16 protein-coding genes are annotated in these 19,694 nt (G+C 34.1%); 6 read left to right on the forward strand and 10 right to left on the reverse strand.

Features of this window, described 5'->3' with window-relative positions; genetic code table 11:
- Nucleotides 1-79: 79 nt before the first annotated feature.
- Entirely contained in the window at nt 80-334 is a 255-nt protein-coding gene (locus tag ID741_RS14805; protein WP_218325923.1) for a hypothetical protein, read from the forward strand.
- Between the two features lie 49 nt (nt 335-383).
- On the opposite strand, the gene ID741_RS14810 is transcribed toward ID741_RS14805, so the two are convergent.
- The gene (locus ID741_RS14810) at nt 384-1,757 is read right to left on the reverse strand and encodes a cation:dicarboxylate symporter family transporter (RefSeq protein WP_438720527.1); all 1,374 of its coding nucleotides are present in this window, start codon (nt 1,755-1,757) and stop codon (nt 384-386) included.
- 308 nt (nt 1,758-2,065) lie between these two features.
- The gene (locus ID741_RS14815; RefSeq protein WP_438720528.1) at nt 2,066-2,752 is read right to left on the reverse strand and encodes a YdcF family protein; all 687 of its coding nucleotides are present in this window, start codon (nt 2,750-2,752) and stop codon (nt 2,066-2,068) included.
- Between the two features lie 70 nt (nt 2,753-2,822).
- Here ID741_RS14815 and ID741_RS14820 point away from each other — a divergent pair, with 70 nt between their 5' ends.
- Nucleotides 2,823-3,125, forward strand: a complete 303-nt coding sequence (locus ID741_RS14820) for a rhodanese-like domain-containing protein (protein WP_438720529.1) — start codon at nt 2,823-2,825, stop codon at nt 3,123-3,125.
- A gap of 54 nt (nt 3,126-3,179) precedes the next feature.
- Here ID741_RS14820 and ID741_RS14825 read toward each other — a convergent pair whose 3' ends face one another.
- Complete coding sequence (locus tag ID741_RS14825; RefSeq protein ID WP_438720530.1) at nt 3,180-3,869, reverse strand: YoaK family protein; 690 nt, start codon at nt 3,867-3,869, stop codon at nt 3,180-3,182.
- 125 nt (nt 3,870-3,994) lie between these two features.
- Here ID741_RS14825 and ID741_RS14830 point away from each other — a divergent pair, with 125 nt between their 5' ends.
- A complete protein-coding gene (locus ID741_RS14830; protein ID WP_438720531.1) occupies nt 3,995-4,603 on the forward strand; it encodes a histidine phosphatase family protein in 609 nt (202 codons plus the stop codon).
- Between the two features lie 34 nt (nt 4,604-4,637).
- Here ID741_RS14830 and ID741_RS14835 read toward each other — a convergent pair whose 3' ends face one another.
- The gene (locus ID741_RS14835) at nt 4,638-5,558 is read right to left on the reverse strand and encodes a prenyltransferase (protein ID WP_438720532.1); all 921 of its coding nucleotides are present in this window, start codon (nt 5,556-5,558) and stop codon (nt 4,638-4,640) included.
- A 62-nt stretch (nt 5,559-5,620) separates the two neighbouring features.
- Nucleotides 5,621-6,607: a GIY-YIG nuclease family protein gene (locus ID741_RS14840; protein ID WP_438720533.1), complete on the reverse strand. Its 987-nt coding sequence runs from the start codon at nt 6,605-6,607 to the stop codon at nt 5,621-5,623.
- Between the two features lie 210 nt (nt 6,608-6,817).
- Between ID741_RS14840 and ID741_RS14845 the strand changes: the two genes are divergently transcribed.
- From ID741_RS14845 to ID741_RS14855, 3 genes are all read left to right on the forward strand, one after another.
- Nucleotides 6,818-8,299, forward strand: a complete 1,482-nt coding sequence (locus ID741_RS14845) for a glucosaminidase domain-containing protein (protein WP_438720534.1) — start codon at nt 6,818-6,820, stop codon at nt 8,297-8,299.
- Nucleotides 8,300-8,941: 642 nt separating this feature from the next.
- On the forward strand, nt 8,942-9,892 hold the full coding sequence (locus ID741_RS14850; protein ID WP_438720535.1) for a zinc-binding dehydrogenase: 951 nt from the start codon (nt 8,942-8,944) through the stop codon (nt 9,890-9,892).
- A gap of 874 nt (nt 9,893-10,766) precedes the next feature.
- On the forward strand, nt 10,767-12,329 hold the full coding sequence (locus tag ID741_RS14855) for a helix-turn-helix domain-containing protein (RefSeq protein ID WP_438720536.1): 1,563 nt from the start codon (nt 10,767-10,769) through the stop codon (nt 12,327-12,329).
- A gap of 44 nt (nt 12,330-12,373) precedes the next feature.
- Here ID741_RS14855 and ID741_RS14860 read toward each other — a convergent pair whose 3' ends face one another.
- The 5 genes from ID741_RS14860 to ID741_RS14880 form a co-directional block, all read right to left on the reverse strand.
- A complete protein-coding gene (locus tag ID741_RS14860) occupies nt 12,374-13,168 on the reverse strand; it encodes a sortase domain-containing protein (protein ID WP_438720537.1) in 795 nt (264 codons plus the stop codon).
- A gap of 419 nt (nt 13,169-13,587) precedes the next feature.
- Nucleotides 13,588-15,333 (reverse strand): thiol reductant ABC exporter subunit CydC, encoded by a 1,746-nt coding sequence (gene cydC, locus ID741_RS14865; protein WP_438720538.1) that lies wholly within the window; start codon nt 15,331-15,333, stop codon nt 13,588-13,590.
- Nucleotides 15,326-17,047, reverse strand: coding sequence for a thiol reductant ABC exporter subunit CydD (cydD, locus tag ID741_RS14870; RefSeq protein ID WP_218325913.1), 1,722 nt, complete (start codon nt 17,045-17,047; stop codon nt 15,326-15,328). Before cydD ends, cydC begins: the two co-directional genes overlap by 8 nt.
- Before the next feature lies 1 nt (nt 17,048).
- Entirely contained in the window at nt 17,049-18,083 is a 1,035-nt protein-coding gene (gene cydB, locus ID741_RS14875) for a cytochrome d ubiquinol oxidase subunit II (protein WP_438720539.1), read from the reverse strand.
- Nucleotides 18,076-19,491 carry a cytochrome ubiquinol oxidase subunit I gene (locus ID741_RS14880; protein WP_438720540.1) on the reverse strand — a complete coding sequence of 472 codons (1,416 nt, stop codon included), beginning with the start codon at nt 19,489-19,491 and terminating at the stop codon, nt 18,076-18,078. Before ID741_RS14880 ends, cydB begins: the two co-directional genes overlap by 8 nt.
- Between the last annotated feature and the right edge of the window lie 203 nt (nt 19,492-19,694).

The raw sequence follows: 19,694 nt of genomic DNA on the forward strand, positions 1-19,694 counted from the left end.
TTTTATTTTGTCATCCGGCGCAAGTCTGATGTCATAGAAAGATTTTTGAGGCATAATAAGGTAAAGAGGAGGGAGAACCGTGGAACAAATTCTTGCATTAGTTGTTTTAGCTTTTATTATCTATTTGGTGGTTCGCTTGAGTTCAGTAATTTGGCGGGTACTCGGAGTTTTACTCATTATATTCTTGATTTATGCATATAAAGATCAAGCATTTGCTCAAATGGAATCCTTTGTAGCAAATCCTGACTTTGGTGGCTTGTTAGGAACTATTTCGCAGTTCTTTACAAGTTTATGGGGTATGATTAGCAATTTATTTCACACAATTATAAATTAAAATAAGTCTATGAATGGGTAATTAATTTACTCATTCATAGACTTTTTAATTAGTTATTTTCAGTTGCGATTGATTCAGAATTTTTTTCACTTAAATCGATTCCGCTGACTTTACAAGTCACTGCGCTAGCAACAACTCCGCCGTTTAAATTAACTACAGTTCTACCCATGTCAACAAGTGGTTCAATTGCAATAAATACTCCTACAAGACCTACAGGTAAGCCTAAAGCAGAAAGTGAAATAATCGTAGCAACAGAACCACCACCGCCAGTTCCAGCAATCCCAAATGAGGTCATCGCAATAATAAATCCAGCATAAAGTAAAAATTGAGGTGATAATGGATTAATTCCTTGTGTTTGCGCAACAATCGCGATAATAATTCCTGGATAAAGACCAGCACAGCCACACATACCCATCGATGTTGCAAAAGAAGCACTCAAACTGGAAATACCTTTTGGAATATTTAAATCTTCTTGCATCTCAAGATTCATAGCCATTGAGCCGGCACTTGACGCTGTAATAAAAGCAAAGGAAAGAACTGAGAATGCCCGTTTAATATAACGTGCTGGTGAAATACCACAAAGAGCAATAATCAAAATTTGAATGGCAAAAACAATTGCCATCGCAACATAACAAGCAACAAAGAATTTTGCCAGTTTCCAGACAGCTGAAAAATCATTATTTACTACAGTAGTAGTCATGATGGTAAAGACTGCGTAAGGAGCAAATGATAAGAATAACCGAACAACTGACATAATGATTTCATAAATGCTATCCATCATTTGTTTGAAAAATCCAGCAGCTTCTGGTTTTCTATCTTTAATTTTTAAAAAGGCAACTCCTAAAAATAGGGCAAAAATAACTACACCCAAGGTTGCACTAGGTCTCTGACCAGTTAAATCATAAAAGGGATTTGAAGGGAAGATAGCAATAATTTTTTGAGGCAAACTCAAAGCATTTTCGCCACCAGCAACATAACTGTCTCTTAATTCATTGGCAGTACTTAAGGCTGTTTTAGAGATAGTAAAGCCGCTACCATCAATATTAGCAAAATAACCGGTAATTATCCCGATAATTCCTGCAAATCCTGCAAACCCAATCAAATTCCCAACGATGGTCGCACCTAGTTTGGCTACGTTGGTTTTTATTTCAACTTTAGTAAAGGCTAAAACGACACAGACAAAAACCAATGGCATTGCAATCATTTGCAATAGTTTGACATAAATACCACCTAAAATACCTACCCAATCAGAAAAAAGCATCCGTTCAGAGGCAGAAAAGAATTGGTTTAAGATAAGTCCTAAAATAATCCCTAAAACAAGGGCTAGGACCAATCGCTTAGAAAAGGCAACTTTTCGGCTTTTTAAATAAAGTAAGTCATAAATAATCGCGGCAACAATAATAAAAGATATAGCAATTAACATTTTTACACACTCCAATTTGAATTAATCATCGTCATGTGCAATCATTCACTTATGAAGGCAAAAGAGTTTATTTATATAGTAAAAATGATATTCGATTGATCTTTAAGGCGACTCCATAGATGAAGAGACATAACGATTAGCTTAGAAACTCTAAGATTCTTCTTTACTCATAGTCAAAGACGTTTATTCATTATGCTCCCCCCAATCACCACTATAAAAACCCTTACAGTCAGCGTAGCAAAAAGAAATGTCGAAAACAATAAATTTTTTTGTAAATAAGACCAATGAGTCTGACTTCTCACTGGTCCTTAATTTTTTCGAACATCTCTTATTAGTAAATCTTTTACAGCTAGATACGCTTGCCAAACATTATCAGGAATATCAACATGGGGAATGTAATTTGCACCTTTGGGACCGTAGCCTTGCTCATCATCATGCAGACGTCGGATTTCTCCGATGACTAAAGACAAATAATATTCTTTTGGCCACCAATTTTCATCAAAAGTAGGATAGGGCATTAAAGCAATATCTTTAGTGGGTATGGGCCAATTTTTCTGAAAAGTTAATAAGCTCCTTTTTTTCAACAGTGGATCTTGAACCAACCAGATTTTTTCAGGGGGATTGTCAAAAGCTGCTAAGGAAAAACGAGCATTTTCACCAGTATTTGTTGATTGTTCCTCCTTTATAATGTCTAACTGAGAAATATCGCCATAAGCCTGTTTAAATATTTCTAGCATAATTGTTGCTTCAGGTAATTGAGGAAAATTTTCCATGTGTAGTTCAGGCATCATTTTTTTATAGTTATCAATTAAGAATTGTGTACCATGTCCAATCCCGCCGCAAAACATGACTGTTTTAATTTTTTTCTCTTTAACAAATTTTGCAGTATAGCTAATCAAATTCGGTAAACTATTTCCGGCTAAAACTAACGTATCAGCGGAAAATTTTTTTTCATCTTCTTGTTGAATTAAAAAATTAACTAACGTTTCTAACATAAGCTTCACTCCTTGACTGAAAAAACAAAACTCTCTATAGTTATTTTAACATAACTAGGAGGTTGAATAGATGTCACTTCATGAAGCCCAAGAGATTTCTCCAGATGAATTAGAAGAACTCCTAAAAAAAGACGCGATTACGTTATTAGACGTTCGAGTCGTTGAACAATATCAATCAGGCCACATTAAAGAAGCGCTTAGTTTTCCTTTAGCTAACATAGCTAACTATCAAGGATCAAAGGACAAACCGATATATTTAGTCTGCCGAACTGGTAATAAAAGTGAACAGGCTGCTGAAATATTACAGGCAAAAGGCTATCAAACTTTTAATATGACCGGCGGAATGCATCAATGGTTTGGTGAGATTGTTTAAAAAAAGGTTCCAAGCTCAACAATTTGAGCTTAGAACCTTTTTTAATGAGAAAGTTTAATTCTTTTTTGTTTTGATTAATATACAGATTAAAGCAAATAACAAAAAAACAATTGACACAAAGATAGTCTGATCTCCGAGAACACCTGATAATAACGAAACTAGTGCTGCCCCAACAATAAAACTGCCAATAATTGTAGCAATATCACGACATTTATTGATCGCTTTATGATCTTTTAACATTAATCCTTCCAAAATACTTGCTGCAAATGTCCGAATATTTCCTGTCATCATTAAAGAAGTAAAAGGAGCACCTTTTAAACGATTAAATTCTTGCAATTGAGCAGCTGCAGCAATTGACAATAAAGCACTGGCAGCTCGGTCAGATAAAACTGACGCAAAAAGAGCAACAATTAGCATACAAATAATTTCCCAACCAATCACAAACGATTGATGAATACCTGGTCGTCTACTGTGATCAAATTTTTCTTGAAATAGACGAATTAAAATAGTTCCTAACATAAATGCCAAAATAGCAATCAAATAGCGACTCACACCGACATTATCTGGATGGATAAGGTGAATACCAAATAAGATTAAATTACCAGTTTGTAAACCTGCAAATACTTCACCATGTAGTAAATAGGTATACGCGTCAAGACTACCCGCTGCCATAGCCAAAAGTGAACCAATTAATAATGTTTCATGAATCGGTATTTCTTTTTTTATCTTTTCAAGTTCCTGCACAAATACCGCCTCCTAAAATTCTTGGTTATTATTGCGCTAATTCTAAAAAAAAGCAAAAAGAATGTTTTTCCAAAAGCTTTTCAATTTATTTTTATTGCAGTACACTAAAAAAAAGGAGAGGTTTGATGACAACATTTTATTTTATTCGCCATGGCTTGACCCAAAACAATATTGAGAGACGATTTAACGGTGGAACGGTTGACACACCATTAGTGGCTGAAGGGATCGATGAAACAAAACGAATAGCAACAGAATTAGCAACAACTACTTTTGATCAAGCTTATAGCTCACCACAAATGCGGGCGCAAACTACAGCACAAATCATTTTAAGTCAAAATCATGCTGCGCCAACAATTCAGATCGATGAACGATTAAGAGAATTAAAACTAGGAGATTGGGATGGCAAAGTGATCGATGAAGTGAAAAATCATCCTGAAGCCTACAATTATTTTCATCAACCAGATAAATTTAACTCAGAAAAAATACATGCCGAATCCTATGAACAATTGATAAATCGAGGAAAAGAGTTTATTTCTGAGATTAATCAAAAAAATCAAAACCAGCAAATCTTAGTGGTCACACATGGCTTGTTTTTGATGACAGTTTTTTCCAATTTAAAACAGGATCCTTTGAGCCAACTTAGGAAAAGTCCAATTGTACCAAATTCTAGTCTCACAATTCTGAAAACAGATGGAGAAAAAGCAGAATTTGTTACTTGGGGAAAAACATTTTAAAAAAGACCAATCTCAAAATGAGAATGGTCTTTTTTTATAATTGATGGATCAAACTGCCAATAAAGTAAAGCAATGGATAACCAATCATTACTAAGGACATTGTCTTTAAAACAATTGGAAAGGTGATAGCTTTGTCCTGTTTTTGCTGATAGATTTTTAACCCTTGGATACTTTTTGGTAAGAATAAAAACAAAATTAAAATGGGCCAGGGAGCAATTCCCAAAAAGACAAAAATAGGTAATAGTAAATAACTAATTGCAAAAACGATCAGCAATACTGAAACTGCTGTTTTTTTGCCTAGATAATAAACCAGAGTTTTACGACCATTTTTAACATCTTCTTCTAAATCAGACGTATTATTAGCCAATAAATTATTAAACATCATCATACTAAGTGGCAAACACAAAATAAAAACTTCAAAAATCATGAAAGGAGTCACTTCGATTTTGCCATCAATTGCTAAGTAAAAACCAATGACTGGAATAAAAAACCCACTAGTCGTACCAGTTAAAACTTCAGCAATCGGAAGTGAGTTCAACGGGTGCTTACCATAAGAATAGAAAAGACCAATATAAAAGCCAATTAAGCCCAAAATTCCAACAATAATATTGGTCCTCAAAACTAACCAAACGCCAAGTAAAAAGGCGATAAACAAACAAATAAGATAAAGATTTCTAACAAACTTTAAACTCAATTTCTCTCGACCAATGACATTCGTTACTTCACGATAATGTTGATCAGAAGCATTTTTATAATCCATGTAATGATTAAAAATATTCGCAGTTACATGGAAAATAATTAAAATTAATCCATAAAGGAATAAATTTAAACTGATTCCCCAGTCAAATTGATCCATCGCAATCGAAACCCCCATTAAAATTAAAAACAAATTCAACGGGGCCGTATAAATTTCTGATAACTCCCAAAATTGTCGGAAAGTAAATTTATTTTCCATTAACATCCTTCTTTCATAGATACTTGCTTATTTATTAAACGCAATCGAAAGAAGTTTGTCTACTAAAAGGGTTGCTCTTCGACAAAAATAGCCTGAGCAGTTCCATGGGCATTCAAATAATTAAAAAAAATAGGGAATAGATCGGCATCTTCCTTATCCAAATGTTCTTTTGATAGCCAATTTTTGCGATTTTCTTTTGGAATTGAATGGAGCAATTTTTTTTGCATTTGTTCAAAAGTAGGGCGCCGTTTATAAACAATACGATTTAAAATCATTCCTTTACTATAGAGATAGCAATAATATTGGTTGTTTTCAGCTAATAAACCAATAAAAAATCTACCTTGTAAAGTTAAAATTAATTGTTTATTTCGTCTTAAAAAACGTTCAATTATTAAATAATTCTGCCACCAAATAGCTGCAGTTTCAAAATCTTGACGGTGGTTAGCCCGCTGAATTTTATCTTCGATGCGTTGTAAAACTTTTTCGGGGCGGCCTTTAAAAGCATCGCTAATTTCTGTTAACCTTCCAGCAAACTCTTCTTCAGGTGTTAGCTCAGACGAAATGTTCACAATATCTTTGGCAAATCTAAGTGGACCTGTCAGGCGATATAAACTCATTAGTATTTTTTTTATTTCGATCATTTTTGCTTGCTTGAAAAAAGGGCCAATTATTTGTCCTTGATTTGACCAATGATTTAATACTTTCAGATAAGGCTCTTCATCTAAAAATTGAAAAAAACCATAATTCTCGTAGCGGTTCATTCTTTGATTAAAATGAGGGCGTATTTGATGGATTTTTTGACATTCTAGAATTAAGGCATCAAATTCAGTATCAACTAGTTGAAAATCAAAATCATCAATTTGGCCAACCATTCGAATAACTTTTTTTGAATGCTGTTTATTGTTCCTGAAATAGGAAGCCACTCGTCTTTTCAGATTTTTAGCCTTTCCAACGTAGATTGTTTGACCTTCATTGTCTTTCATGAAATATACACCTGGAGACTCAGGTAAACGACTAACTTTTTCTTTTAATATCAATGATTTAGTCATGCTATGCTCCTTATAGTGATTTTTACTTTTAAAGCCACAATCGCACTTTTAAAAAACTAATTAGTCATTTTTAACGTACCGAAATGGTTGCAATACTAATAAAAATTTGCGAGAATTAATATAACGAATTTTATTATTTTTAAAGATCGTTAAAATATTTCTTGTGAGTGCGGATTGTCAGTTTTTGTAAAAATAGATTGGAGTGAAAATATGGATACAAGGGTAAGTAGAAGTCAACTACGTCAACAAAGACGTCGTCAAACCAATAATTATTTATATTTGAAAAAAAGTACTGCATTATTAGGAACGGCACTAGTTGCTGCTTCTGTTGTTGCACCATTAATGAATGCGAGTCAAGCAGATGCGGAAACTAATAGTGATGCATCGACAGCAAATTCTAGCGTTGATAAACAATCATATATCAGCAGTTTGGCTGGAATGATCGAGCCAGAAGCTGAAAAAAATGATTTATATGCATCGGTTATGCTAGCACAAGCAATTTTAGAAAGCAACTGGGGACAAAACGAGTTCGCCAAAGGACCTTATTTTAACGTCTTTGGTTTGGAAGGACAGTATGAAGGTAATTCTGCTATCCTACCAAAAACAAACTTAGCAACTGGCTTAACAGAACAAAAGGAATTGAAAGATTACGATTCTTATGAAGATGCAGTTGCTGATTATGTTCAAGTAATGAAGACGACTGAAGAAAATGGCGACGACCAATACTTCAGCGGTACTTGGAAACACTTTGCTGATAATTACCAAGCAGCAGCTCAAGCCTTACAAGATCGTTTCAGTGAAAGTAGCACTTATGCGCAAGAATTAATTCAAATTATTGAAGAAAATAATTTAACTAACTATGATACACCAGCTAAAGAAATTACAACACCGGCACCAACTAATGAAGCAGTAGTCGCACCAGAAACCTATACTGTTCAGTCTGGTGATTCTGTTTGGTCTATTACTAATCAGCATGACATTAGTACGAATGATTTTGTTTCTTGGAATAATTTACAAGATAATGATATCTACACAGGACAAACCGTTGTCGTGGGAAATGGTGAAGATGGTGCAGCTTCTGCTACAACAAATACACCAGTTGCTACACCTGAGGTTACGACACCAGTAGTTGACAATAATACTAATGTTGAGGTACCTGTTGTTGATACGCCAGTCGTTGAATCACCTACAGTTACTGCACCAGTTGAAACGGCTCCTGTTGAGGAGAATACACCAGTAGAAAACAACAATACGGTAGCTGATGAACAAGTAAACACTACAACACCAGAAGCCACTACTCCAACGGATAATGGTCAAGCTACAACGGATAATGCTCGAGGTGAAGCGGTTGTTGCTGAAGCAGAAAAATATCTTGGAACAGATTATGTTTGGGGCGGTAGAACACCTGAACAAGGATTTGATTGCTCAGGATTAACACAATATGTTTACCAACAAGTTACTGGTGAAGATATTGGTAGTTGGACTGTCGCTCAAGAATCATCAGGGACTCAAATTGCAGTTTCAGATGCACAAGCAGGCGATTTACTTTTCTGGGGACAACCAGGTGCTACCACACACGTAGCTATTTCTACGGGAGATACAGGATATATCCATGCGCCACAACCAGGACAAGAAGTTAAATATGGTGATACACAATGGTATACACCTGATTTTGGTGTACGAGTTTATTAGAAATTAAATAAAGTGAAACTCTCAAAAGCTGTATGCTTTCGAGAGTTTTTTTTGTCTACCTGGAGCCCATTTAAAAGACTTTTAAATGGGCGTTATTTAATTTTCCAGAAAATTCAGTACAGATAAAGTTATTTTTTTTATATTTCAAGAAGAATAGCCAGAATGGTTAGATGATTAAGAGAAATAACCATTAGACTAAAAGATTTCTAAAAGACTTTTAATCTAATGGTATCTTGTGTTAAAGCTTTTTAGCTCCTAATTTTAGTTTACATAATAATTTAGAAAGGGATTAATAATAATTGGATAGTTTCTTATCCTTGAAATTATTTGAGAATGAATTTTAAAATTATATCTTTGATTTAATGATTTATCAGTTTATATGTTTTTTTATAATGAACATAAACGTGATCTAAAAATGAAAAATACAAAAAAGAGGAAAAAACTTTTAAAAAATGATATGATTCTGTTTGAAATAATGTTCCTAAACATTCTAAATTTTATATTATAAAATGTATATGATTCAAGTACTTAAATAGGTGATAAATGCTATACATCTGTTTGTGACAATCCATGCTATGTATTAGAATTTAATCAGATAGTATCTCAGTACTTATTATATAAATGACAGGAGATTAACTAATTATGAAAGCTTTATATTTCGATCATTTCGGTAATTCTGATGTTTTTACATATGGTGAATTACCAGACCCGGTTGTTTCTAAGAGTGAATTACTATTACGAATGGAATATATTGGTTTGAATTATGCGGACATTTATAGAAGAAAAGGAGAATATCACATAGAGGAACGTTCTCCATATATAAATGGGTACGAAGGTGTTGGGACAGTCATTGATATTGGCTCTGCCGATAGTGAGTATAATATTGGTGATAAAGTCTTTTTTGTTTATGTTCCTTTTTCAAACGCCGAATTAGTAGCTGTTCCAAAAGAAAATGCCATAAAACTACCTAGTGACATGGATTCTAAGTTAGTAGCAAGTATTGGCTTACAGGGCTTGACTGCTGATTTTTTAGCTCATGATTTAGGGAATGGACTTGAAAGTAGTAATGTTTTTGTGCATGGGATAAGTGGTGGGGTGGGGCAAATTTTAGCTCAAATGTTAACAGCCGATGGTCTTAATGTATATGGGATTACTTCTTCAAAAGAAAAACAACAGATGGCTTTAAGACAAGGTGCAAAAAGGGTTTTTTTAAGAAATTCAGATTGGCAAGAAGATTACTTATCGTATTTTGATACCGTATATGATGGAGTTGGGATTACACTACTGGATAGTATTGACTTAGTTAAACATAGAGGAAAAGTAGTTTTCTTTGGAATGGCTGGAGGCAATCCTCCTAAAATTGATTTTGTTGAATTACTTTCTCAATCAAAAAGCATATTAACCAGAGATCTTTGGGATTATTTGACTAGCTATAAGGAACGCAGTGAAAGAAGTGATAGACTTTTCAAGTATCTTAGAGAGGGTACGATAAATATTAGTGAACCAACTATTTTTTCTTTATCTAATGGTAAAGAAGCTCATGAATTTTTGGAATCAGGAAAAAGTGTCGGTAAAATTCTTTTAGAGCCATAGAATGATGCCTTAGATTTTTGTATAAAGATATTTGATGGAAATCATTGTCAGATATCTTTATCACGATTAATGAAAAAAATATTTAGACTAGTGGATTTTCTAAGTCATAATTCAATAATAGATGCTAAATTATCATCTACGCGCAGCTAGCAAATGATAATTTAGTTTTTTATTTAAACGTCTTTTCAAAAAAATAGCTAAACCAAAACAGCTATATGGTGTACTGAATCTAAAATCTGACCAAGGTATTTAGCTTTGTATAATACATGTTATGTAAACTAAGTAGTAAAAAAGCGAATATCTTTTTATAAAGTGCAACAACTGAACTAAATTTTAATCACCTTCGTGGACAATCATACATTTTAACCAGAAAGACATTTCTCTTGTTCATATAACTCTTTACAAGTTCTAAAGCAAAGCTATGAATTTTTTTAGGTCTAGTGTTTAATTCCTCAGCAATAAAAAGCATATCTTCTTGAGTTTGCATCTCAAAAGTCTGTTTCTTAGGCAAATAAACTCGAATGAATCTATTAGTATTTTCATTTGTACCACATTCTTGTGGTGCGTATGCATGTGAAAAATAAACTTTAGCCTAGTAAACGACTAATGAATCTCTCGTTTACGAATTCTCTGCTACGATCAAAAGTAATAGATTTTACATGATCGCTGCGTTTAATCTAAATGTTGACTTGACAGTATTTGTCTTCGCCTATTTTTATAACCCTTCACTTCAAATATTACCGTTATATTTTTTAAAAATTACAATTAATAATTTTTTTATTACATATCAAAAAAATAAGCAACAATTTTGGTCATTTATAAACCTCCGTTATATGATTAAAAGGGGAAGTTTCTCTTAATAGGAGGATTTTTTATGAAAAGAGAGTTAATTGGGAGTTCAAATTATCGTCGGATGCGCTTGGTAGAAATTTTAGATCGTCTAGATGATTGGCTATCTGTTAAAGAAGCTAGAGTTGTTGTTAGTTGCTCTACCAAAACATTGATGTCAGATATCGACTATATCAATGATTTTTGGGGTACATATGTCAAAATTGATTTCTCGAAAACACTAGGTTTAAGGTTGAGTAATGTTTCAACGAATAAGATGGCAAACATTTATAACATAATTTTTGCTGAAAGCAAGGAATTTCAAATGATTGAACAGCTCTTGTATCAGCCAAATGAAGATGCTAGTTTTTGGTGTAAATACTTTTTCTTGAGTGAAGCAAGTTTCTATCGAATGGTAGCCAAAATTGATATTTTTTTAAAGAATTACGGGCTACGACTTCATCGTAATCCATTTTACGTGACAGCAAAAAAAGAGCAGTGGGTTCGGTTCTTTTATCAGGAATATTTTAGCGAAGCTTATGGATATCTCCACTGGCCTTTTGATCTAAACCAAGTCGCATTATCAAAAATTATCACAAAGATTGCGAATTCTTTAGGGTTTCGGTTGAATGATATGGAAAAACAAGATAATGCCTATTTAATTGTGATTAGCTTATTAAGAGCTCAACAAAACTTTACTATTTCGGATGAAGAACTTTTGTCTGATGATGATCTGTACGAAAGTATTATAAATGATGAATTTATTTCACTGAAAGAAATTTTTAAAGGTAGTGGAATTAAAATCACATCTTCTTGGTATAAAGAAGTGAGCCATACTGCACTATCTGCTTTTTATCATTGGGATAATTTAGAACAAATGAACAAAACAACCGAAAAATTTGAAGACTTTCTTCAAGCAATCAGTACCTTTATTGATGCAGAGATATCTTTAATAGATCATCAAAAAATTTTACAAGAATTACTTTATTGGTATGTTGTCTACTTATATTATCCTTTCGACCGAATTATTTTATTTGATAAATTTAAACGTTTTTCACGGGAAAGTCAGCGGGTTTACCCAGTTTTTGCCAGCTTAGTCGCAAATTATTTGAAAGAATTTGATAAGAAAGAAACTACTGATTGGGCCAAGATTCATTATTATCGGATTTTTAGCTTACTGATGAAAGAATGGTCGCGATTACCGGTTATTTTGAATCATTTGCGGACAAAAATATCTATTTTAATCGTAAGTGACCTAGGAACGAAGCATGCAGAGATGTTAGAAAGTCTATTACAACTTGAATACGGCAATCAAGTGCAATCTACCATTTTTAAAGGTTCAATTATTTTTAGTGAACGAATAGACGTCTCATCCTTTCAAAATTATGACCTCGTAATTAGTAACAATCCACTGTCAGACTATCAAAATGGAAACCTCATAATTGTTGATAACTTCATATCCACAAATGATCGTTACAATATTTTTGCTGGTATTTTAAAAATGCAAAATCGTCATGCAATTGAAACTATTAAAAAAATGGATCTAAATAAGGAAATTATCCACCTTTTTTCTAGCCTCTCACCTCGTTTCGTTTTTACAACTAAATAAAAAAAGCCTTGAAGCAATCATTTATTTGACTGCTTCAAGGTTTGTTATGCTTGGGCAAAAACAATTAAGTTTGTACTATCATTTATACAAGTTTGTAATGTAATTCTTTCACCACCACCGGTACCAATCATTTGATCGTAGTAATCTGTACCATCAGCACTTACTGCGTAATCGTCTACTTGTGTAATGCCAGTGACTGTGTAATTTGTTACCTGGTTATTGCTATCTGATACTTGGATAACTGAACCACCAGTTAAACTGAATAACACGTTAAAGATACCTGGATTATGACCGATAAAGTGAGTGTTTAAACCGTCAGAGCCAGATTGAACGGCTGCTCCACCCCAAGTTGCTGCCATATTTGAATTTCCATCAATAACTGCTTGTCCACTACCCTGACCCGCATTGGAATAGCTGATAAAGGTGCCATTGATATTTAATTGATTGGCTTGTAAAGTTGGTTGCGTTGCTATCGGAGTGGGCTCCACCTCCTGCGGTGCGGTTTCTTCAACAACTGGTGTTTCAACAGTAGCTACTGTATCGGCTTCTTCTGGAGCAACAGTTGTTTCTTGACTTTGATTTGTTTCACTAGTAGCCGATGTAGCAGCTTCAGAACTTTCTTTTACTTGTTTATTTTCTTTTGAAGACGCGGATGTTTGCTTTTTATCTGCTTTTTCTTGAGATGTATTTTCTGTTTCATCAGAAGAATTAAATGTACTTGTTACTGTATCAAGCGTTTTTGCGGCAACATCAGGAAAAATCACGGGAACTGCCACGGCTGTTGCGCTAATCATTGTTAAACCAATTAGTAATTTTTTAAATCCTGTTTTTTTAATCATTATAAAGACCTCATTTCCTTTAAAAAGCTAATTTATCTCTGTTTCTATAATTAAATTACAACTAGAAACTAGTTTTTGATATTTTTTTGCTTTTAAAATAACAGTATCCATAACATCTAAATGATATTAAGGCTACTGTTATAGGATTGAAAATCTTTTTCATAAATTACCTATCAATATAAAAAAGTGATTGAGCAAAACTATTGCTATGCCATTTATTAGAAAAAAACCTCTATCAAAAATTTCCATAAAATAGAACTTTTTGATAAAGAATTTTTTTATCTTATATCTCATATAAAAACACTAGATACATAAAATATAGTAGTACAATGATTATTTTTTAGGTAATATTCTGACTTGATAAAAAAATCCGGTTAAATCTCATCTAAATAAGATCTAACCGGAGGGTCTAATTTATTTTATAAGCCGCGATCTATTCTTTGTAACTCTTGATAGTGCTGATTGTTTTGCGCTAAATTTTCGGGACTACCTTGCATGGTTAATTTCCCATCTTCTATAAAAATGACTTGATCCATTAGATCAATACCTTGCAAGTGATGAGTAATCCAAATGATTGTTTTGTCAGACAATACTTCGAAAAAAGTGTTTAGTAGAGATTGTTCAGTAATGGGATCCAGCCCCACTGTTGGCTCATCTAACAAAATAATCGGAACTTCGTGTAATAATATTCGGGCTAATGCGAAACGTTGTCGTTCGCCACCAGAAAAACGTAGGCCAGCTTCATCAACTAAAGTATCTAAACCATCTGGTAGATTTTTTACTAGCTCCAATAAGCCAACCTTCTCAATGACTTGCCAAACCTCTGCTTCTGTTGCTGATTCGCGACCGATTCGGATATTGTTAATAATTGTAGTATGAAACAAGTATGGGTTTTGATGAATAACTCCGATATAGCGGCTAATTTGATCACCTAATTGAGAAGTTTGAACCTGATTTAATGTGATTTCACCATTTTCAGGAGTTAGATCACCTCTAATTAAACTGGCCAAAGTGCTTTTTCCAGAACCACTTCGTCCTAAAATGGCTATTTTTTCCTTTGGTTGTAACTGGAAATTGATATCAGCTAAAACCTGTTGATGACCATCAGGATATTTAAAGGAAACATGGTTAATGTCCAATTGAAATGGGCCATTTAGTTCAGCCGTATAATCTGGTGTTGTTTCTGATTGTGGTAAAGCATTTAAGTTTACAATTGAATCCTGATAAATATTGGTTTCTTGCGCTGCTGCTGGTAGCGGTGCAAAGGCATCAATTAAAGGGAAAACAGATAAAACAAAAGCAGCAATCCAGTTAGCTGCCCCGCCAAAGTGTCCAGGGAAATGGCGGCTAGTCCACACCAATAATACAATAGTGATGACAGCAAAAAACATTTGCAATAAAAAGTTACGCTTGCGCTGATGATCTTGTAGCGCTTGATTAACTTCTCTTAAGGCCTTCTCTGAGGTCTCGTGACTTGCAACGTATTCATCATTACGTTGGGCAAAGATCCAATCTGATACCCCTAAAATATTATCAGTTAAATCATTATATAAGCTATTTTTCATTTGTTTTTGCTGTTCTTGTCGTTTGCCATTGACCAACACAGAAATTAACGGTAATAAGAAGACAACTACCGCTAGCATTAATAACATTGCTAAAGCAAAGAACAGTGAAAAGAACCCTAAACCAATGATGATAAAGGCATATAATAACCAAGCAATAATTGTTGGGAAAATGGTTCTCAAATATAAATTTTGAATATGATTGATATCCTCAGATAATAATCCTAAGATATCGCCGGTTTTATACTGTTGTTTAAAAAAGACAGCATCCTTTTCCAGAGTGTCATACAACTTAACTCGTAAGTTTGAAGTCATTTTCAACACCCAATTATGGCTGACCAACCTTTCTACATAACGAAAAACTGGTCGGCCGATCCCAAATGCTCTAGTTAATACGATCGGAATATAGATCATTAAAATATTTTCTGGCAATGAAGCTGCTCGACTAATCAAGTAGCCTGAGTTAAACATCAATGCACCGGCACAGAAAAACGTAATAAAGTCTAACAAAATAGCTAACAATAACGATTTTTTATATTGCTTAAAGAAAGGTTTGACCCATTGATCGTTTTTTAACGCTTGGAATAAGCCAATTTTATTCATAGTCGTCCCCTCTCATGGCTTGACGTAAGGCAACATAAGCACCATTTTTAGCTTCTAATTCAGATAAAGTACCTTGTTCCACAATTTTTCCTTGATCCATGACTAAGATGTAGTCCATCTCTTGCATCCAATGTAGTCGATGCGTTGCAAAAAATACTAGATGATCCATCATTAGCGGCAGCATTTCTTTTTTCAAGTCAACTTCTGTTTCAATATCTAAATGGGCTGTTGGTTCATCAAACAGCATAATTCTTCGGCTTTTATCCAGAAAACTACGAGCTAAAGCAATTCGTTGTGCTTGTCCCCCACTTAAAGTTCTTGCCCCTTCTCCTAACACAGTATCGATTCCTTCAGGCATTTCAGCAATTACACCAGCTAAACCAGTCACCTTTAAAGCTGTCCAAATTTCTTCGTCATTTGCTTCAGGATAATAAAAAGCGACATTTTCGCGGACACTTTTTTGAAATATGTAAGGTATCTGGGGGATATAACTAATTTGATCTTGCCAATTTTTTTGAGCGAAGCTTGTTATGATTTGCTGATTAATAGCTATATTACTCGACTGTGGTGTCAAAAAACCACTTAATAGATTAATCAAAGTCGATTTACCAGAACCGCTGCGTCCGATGATTCCAATCTTCTTATAGCCTTTAACCGAAAAAGACAATTCAGTTAATGTAGCTTGTTGATTATATTGAAAATTCAACTGAGATACAGTAAGTTCTGAATCTTCGCGCCATGCAGATAAATCTACTTGTGGGACAGTAATTTCTGGAATATCAAGGATTTGTTGCACATCATCCATGGCATTCTTTCCATCTAAAGTTGCATGATAGTCACTGGCAAAATCACGGATTGGTAAGAAATATTCCGGTGCTAAAATCAAAGTAGTTAGAGCTGGAAATAGAAAAATCGTTTCGTTTATTAAACGTAATCCAAGTAAAACAGCTACTACAGCTACAGATAAAGTTGTAAAAAAATCTAATGCAAAAGTCGATAGAATAGCCACTTTTAAGGTGCTCATAGTTGCTTTACGAAACCGTTCAGAAGTTTGGAAAATACTACGGCTATAAGCTTTACTGATGCCAAAAAATTTCAAGGTATCAATGCCTCTTAAGGAATCAATAAAATGATTAGAGAGGATTTGAAAAGTTTTATATTGTTTGTCGGCTTTTCCTTGAGCAGCATAGCCTAAAATAATCATAAAAATAATAATCAATGGAAAAACAATTAATAAAACAATCCCTGATTCCCAGTCTAAGAAAAAGACTGCCAGCAAAATAATCCAAGGAATAATACTCATATTTAAAATTTTCGGTAAAATCAAATGAAGATATTCTTCTACTTGATTTATCCCATCTAAAGTAGTTGTAACTGTACTACCAGTCCCTTTTGCCTGAACTACTGTGGGCCCTAACCGGAAAATTTTCGCTAACAAATTAGAGCGTAAAACGCTTGCTTGTTGATAAGCATAGTCTTCCAATTTTTTCTCTCGTAGATACGTCATAAGATGTCTTCCAAAATAACTGATAAAAAAAACTCCCATCCACGAAAGCTGATGGGATAATTTTTCTCCTTGCCATAAATTCGTTATTGTCCTTGATAAGCCAAAAGCTTGTCCAACAATAAAGATAGCTTGCAGGATACTAGACCCCGCAAGCATGCCAAGGATTTTTTTCATACCTGGAAGACCTAACAATTTCTTGTCGATCATTTTAAGCCTCCAATGATTCGGTTTGATGATTGATGTGGTCGGTATGTTTAATTCGTTTTCTAAAAATGTAATAACTCCATGCTGTATAAGCTAATACAAATGGCAAGATTGTTACCGCAACAATGCTCATAATTTTTAGAGTATAAGGTGAAGATGAAGCATTCACAATCAATAAATCATTTGCTGGTGTAATAGAACTGATCATTACCCGTGGGAATAATCCGGTAAATAAAAGGGCCACTAGAGCGACAAAAGTTAAACCACTAGCTAAGAAAGCTGGCAACTCTTTGTCTTTAATGACAGAAATATTAGCAAATACTGTTAAGGCTACGATTAAGACTAAGAAAATTAACGTTGTTGCTAAATGTAATTCAAAAAAGTCTGTGAAGAAAAATAGTAAAACAGCAAAAGCAACTTCACCTACATAAAGAACCCAGTATAAGAATTTCGCGTAATTTTTTGCTCGTTCTCTAATTGGTCCATCTGTTTTTAAGGCAATATAATTTAAGCCATGTAAGTATGAAAGTAAAGTAACGGCTACGCCACCGACAATTGAAAAGATATTGATATAATCAGTGAAATGAGCAACCATGTCGCCATTTGCATCTAATGGCATACCTTGAATCATACTAATGAATAAAACACCAAAGAAGAATGGTACTAAGAAACTACCAATACTTAAAGTCCAGTTCCATAAATTTTTCTTTTCTAATGGCATCCGATGTCTAAATTCAAAAGAAACTCCGCGGATGATTAAGCCAATTAAGATAATAAATAAAATCAGATAATATCCACTAAATAATGAAGCATACCAGTAAGGATAAGAAGCAAACATCGCGCCACCGGCAGTAATTAACCAAACCTCGTTACCGTCCCAAACAGGTCCAATGGTTTCTACAATTTGATCTTTTTCAGCTTCGTTGTGAGTTAATGTTTGAACAGACATCCCTACCCCAAAGTCAAAACCTTCTAAAAAGAAGAAACCCGCAAATAATACGCCAATTAAAACGAACCATAATAATTGTAAACTACTCATGGATAAACGCCTCCTTATCAAAAGGATCATTTGAAGAATCATCATTTTCGATTTCTTCTACTTCAGGCCCTTTTTTCATTTCACGACGAACAAGATAGACCATCGTCACTGCTAAACTAGCAAACAATAAGAAGTAAATCGTATTTGAAATTAATAGCGAAGTCACACTAACATTTGGTGACACACTATCTTCAATTGTAAATAAACCATAAACGGTCCAAGGATACCGCCCTAATTCAGCAATTAACCAGCCCGCTGTATTGGCCAAGAATGGCACAAAGGTTGATAATCCTACTATCCAAAGCATCCAGCGCTTTTCATATAAGACTGGTTTTTTCTTACGTGTAAAGAATAGACCCACAATTGATACTAACAACATTAACATAGCAAAAGCAGCCATCACTCGGAAACTATAGAACAACGTGTTCACTGGTGGATAATAATTTTTATCGTCCCCATATTGATGTTCCAAAGCTTTGTTAATATTGTTCATTCCTTCGATTGAGCCAGAAGGTTTGTTGTAAGCTAAAATACTTAAAACATAAGGAATTTCAATACCAAAAACTTGTTTATGTTCGGCTTCATTGGCCCAGCCGACTAAAGTCCAGCCTGCCGGATCACTTGTATCCTCATAATTCCCTTCCATTGCTGAAAACTTCATTGGTTGATCATCTAATAAAGCTTTCATTTGTGCATCACCAGCACCCAAAGTCAAAATTGAGCCGACTAATGTGATCACTAAACCGATACGCATCGATTTCTTGAAAATTTCGTTGCCTTTGAATTTTTTCTTCAATAGTTGGAACCCAGAAATACCAGCTACAACCATTCCACCTAAGGTAATGGCACCAAATACTACGTGGGTGAATTCATACCAAACTTGTGGATTGGCAAGTAAAGCACCAAAGTCAGTCATTTCTGCACGACCATTGTTTAAAGTGTAGCCAACTGGATGTTGCATGAAGCTATTGGCAGTTAAAATCCAGAATGCTGACAAAATTGAAGCGATAGTCACAAGCCAAATAAAGACTACATGGAGTTTTGGGCTAACTTTGTCCCAAGTAAACATCCATAATCCTAGGAAAGTTGATTCTAAAAAGAATGCCAATAAAGCTTCAACAGCAAGTGGGGCTCCAAAAATATCTCCCACAAAACGGGAATAATCTGACCAGTTCATACCGAACTGAAACTCTTGAATAATACCTGTTACGACCCCTACTGCAAAACTTAATAGGAAAATATTTCCCCAGAATTTAGCCATTTGGCGGTATTTCACATTTTTTGTCCGTACATATTTGGTTTCCATAATCGCTACTGCAAAAGCAGTTCCGATAGAAAACGGTACAAAGAAAAAGTGAAAGACAGTTGTCATTGCAAACTGAAACCGCGCCAAGGTAACTATATCCATTTTTTTCTCCTCCTTTATTGCGTGAATAACAACACGTTACGCGTAATTTCACATCTTAATTGTAATCTTTATTAACTGAAAAGCCAACCAATCCGGTTAAGAAAAATTAAATTTCCAGGCTTAAATAACATTAAATAACTATATAATTAACTAAATTTACAAAAAAGCTTAATGAAGTTACGTTTTGTCACTTTATAAGAAAA

The organism is Enterococcus sp. AZ103, assembly GCF_051714685.1.
Classification (GTDB): Bacteria; Bacillota; Bacilli; order Lactobacillales; family Enterococcaceae; genus Enterococcus_A; species Enterococcus_A alishanensis.

Bases quoted from the DNA above. Each gene is read 5' to 3' on its own strand.
- ID741_RS14815 (WP_438720528.1), bottom strand. From the start codon at position 2,752: ATGTTAGAAACGTTAGTTAATTTTTTAATTCAACAAGAAGATGAAAAA.
- ID741_RS14840 (WP_438720533.1), bottom strand. From the start codon at position 6,607: ATGACTAAATCATTGATATTAAAAGAAAAAGTTAGTCGTTTACCTGAG.
- ID741_RS14880 (WP_438720540.1), bottom strand. From the start codon at position 19,491: ATGGATATAGTTACCTTGGCGCGGTTTCAGTTTGCAATGACAACTGTC.
- ID741_RS14855 (WP_438720536.1), top strand. From the start codon at position 10,767: ATGAAAAGAGAGTTAATTGGGAGTTCAAATTATCGTCGGATGCGCTTG.
- ID741_RS14850 (WP_438720535.1), top strand. From the start codon at position 8,942: ATGAAAGCTTTATATTTCGATCATTTCGGTAATTCTGATGTTTTTACA.
- ID741_RS14830 (WP_438720531.1), top strand. From the start codon at position 3,995: ATGACAACATTTTATTTTATTCGCCATGGCTTGACCCAAAACAATATT.
- ID741_RS14845 (WP_438720534.1), top strand. From the start codon at position 6,818: ATGGATACAAGGGTAAGTAGAAGTCAACTACGTCAACAAAGACGTCGT.
- cydB (WP_438720539.1), bottom strand. From the start codon at position 18,083: ATGAGTAGTTTACAATTATTATGGTTCGTTTTAATTGGCGTATTATTT.
- ID741_RS14820 (WP_438720529.1), top strand. From the start codon at position 2,823: ATGTCACTTCATGAAGCCCAAGAGATTTCTCCAGATGAATTAGAAGAA.
- ID741_RS14810 (WP_438720527.1), bottom strand. From the start codon at position 1,757: ATGTTAATTGCTATATCTTTTATTATTGTTGCCGCGATTATTTATGAC.
- cydD (WP_218325913.1), bottom strand. From the start codon at position 17,047: ATGATCGACAAGAAATTGTTAGGTCTTCCAGGTATGAAAAAAATCCTT.
- cydC (WP_438720538.1), bottom strand. From the start codon at position 15,333: ATGAATAAAATTGGCTTATTCCAAGCGTTAAAAAACGATCAATGGGTC.
- ID741_RS14835 (WP_438720532.1), bottom strand. From the start codon at position 5,558: ATGGAAAATAAATTTACTTTCCGACAATTTTGGGAGTTATCAGAAATT.
- ID741_RS14860 (WP_438720537.1), bottom strand. From the start codon at position 13,168: ATGATTAAAAAAACAGGATTTAAAAAATTACTAATTGGTTTAACAATG.